Source organism: Streptomyces phytophilus (genome assembly GCF_013870535.1).
In the GTDB taxonomy this organism is placed as follows: domain Bacteria; phylum Actinomycetota; class Actinomycetes; order Streptomycetales; family Streptomycetaceae; genus Streptomyces; species Streptomyces phytophilus.
The window spans coordinates 1-1,637 of record NZ_JACBXC010001314.1 but is presented as its reverse complement, the minus strand read 5'-3'; the positions used below and the strand labels follow the sequence as shown (position 1 = coordinate 1,637).

Annotated in this window: 1 protein-coding gene and 1 pseudogene; one reads left to right on the top strand and one right to left on the bottom strand. The window is 70.5% G+C overall.

The genetic code is table 11. The features are described 5' to 3' along the window. Positions 1-1,464, top strand: a 1,464-nt coding sequence (locus H5J30_RS31915) for an LCP family protein (RefSeq protein WP_181791083.1), incomplete at its 5' end; no start/stop codon positions are given. Between the two features lie 66 nt (positions 1,465-1,530). On the opposite strand, the pseudogene H5J30_RS37120 reads toward H5J30_RS31915, so the two are convergent. Next, positions 1,531-1,637: pseudogene (locus tag H5J30_RS37120) on the bottom strand (glycosyltransferase family 2 protein); the annotation flags it as partial.

The window sequence follows — 1,637 nt, the reverse complement described above, 5'->3', positions numbered from 1 at the left end:
GGCATCGTCGCCTTCCTCATACTCGGCACCGCGGCCGCCGGCTACCTCTACTACCGCGACCTGAACAACAACCTGGAGAAGGACCCCCTCAACCTCGGCAAGAACAAGCTCGACGAGAAGCAGCCCAACGCGGACGGCCAGACGCCGCTGGACATTCTGCTCCTGGGGTCCGACAGCCGGAACTCCGACGAGAACGTCCGCCTCGGCGGCGCCCGCGCCGACCGCGGCCGCAAGCCGCTCGCCGACGTGCAGATGCTGCTCCACGTCTCCGCGGACCGCAGCAACATGTCCGTCGTCAGCGTCCCGCGCGACACCCGAGTGACGATCCCCGAGTGCACCGACCCCGACGACGGCACCGTCTACCCCGAGACCACCAGCGAGACCATCAACACCAGCCTCCAGCACGGCGGTCCCGGCTGCACGGTCGCCGCCTGGGAGGCCATGACCGGCGTCTCCATCGACCACTTCATGATGATCGACTTCGCCGGCGTGGTGAGCATGGCCGACGCGGTGGGCGGCGTCCCCGTCTGCGTACGGGACAACGTCTACGACGAGGACTCCGGGCTCCGCCTCGAAGAGGGCGAGACGACCATCAAGGGCGAGCAGGCGCTGCAGTGGCTGCGCACCCGGCACGGCTTCGAGGACGGCAGCGACATCGGGCGCACGCACGCCCAGCACCAGTACATGAACTCGATGGCCCGCGAGCTGAAGGAGGGCGCCAAGCTCTCCGACCCCGGCAAGCTGCGCCGTCTCGCCGAGGCGGCGACCAACGCGCTCACCGTCGACGACGGCCTGGGCGACCTGAAGAAGCTCTACGACCTCGGGAACGACATCAAGCGGGTGCCGGCCGAGCGCATCACCATGACCACCATGCCGTGGGTGCCGGACCCGGAGAACAACGCGCACGTCGTACCCAACGAGGAGGACGCGCCGCAGCTCTGGTCCATGATCCGCAACGACGTCGCCTTCGACGGCAAGGACAAGCCCAAGAAGAAGAAGCCGGACGACCTTGTCGCCGAGGCCGAGCCGAAGGCGGAGATCCCCGTCCTCGTGCAGAACGGCACGGGCACCACGATGTACGCCCCGGTCACCGGCCGGGCCGGCGACATCGCCGAGGTGCTCGTCGACGACGGCTTCACCCAGGCCGCCACCGACGCCACCCCCAAGTCGCAGGCGGACACCACCATCACGTACGCGACCGAGGAGCAGCACGCGAACGCCCTGGCGGTGGCCAAGGCGATCGGGCTGCCCGACCGGGCGGTGAAGCAGTCCACCGGCATCGACGGGGTGACGCTGGTCGTCGGCGCGGACTGGCGGGAGGGCGACGCCTACCCGGAGGCCGCGGGCGGGGGCGGCGAGGACGGCGAGGAGACGGGGCCGGAGAAGGCGCCGGAGAGCTCCAACCCGCTGGCCGGCGGCAACAAGAAGGCGTGCATGGACGTCAATCCGTCCTACACCTGGTGACGCGTCGGCCCCGCTCGCGCGCGCGGGCGGGGCCGGGAGGAAGCCGGAGGTGAAGCGCGCCGGCGGTCAGCCGGCCGTGACCGCAGGGCGGCGGCTGGCGATCACCTTCTGCGCCAGCGAACGCGGGCTGGTGAGGAACCCCCAGCCCCACGACATGTGCATCGTGGCCAGCG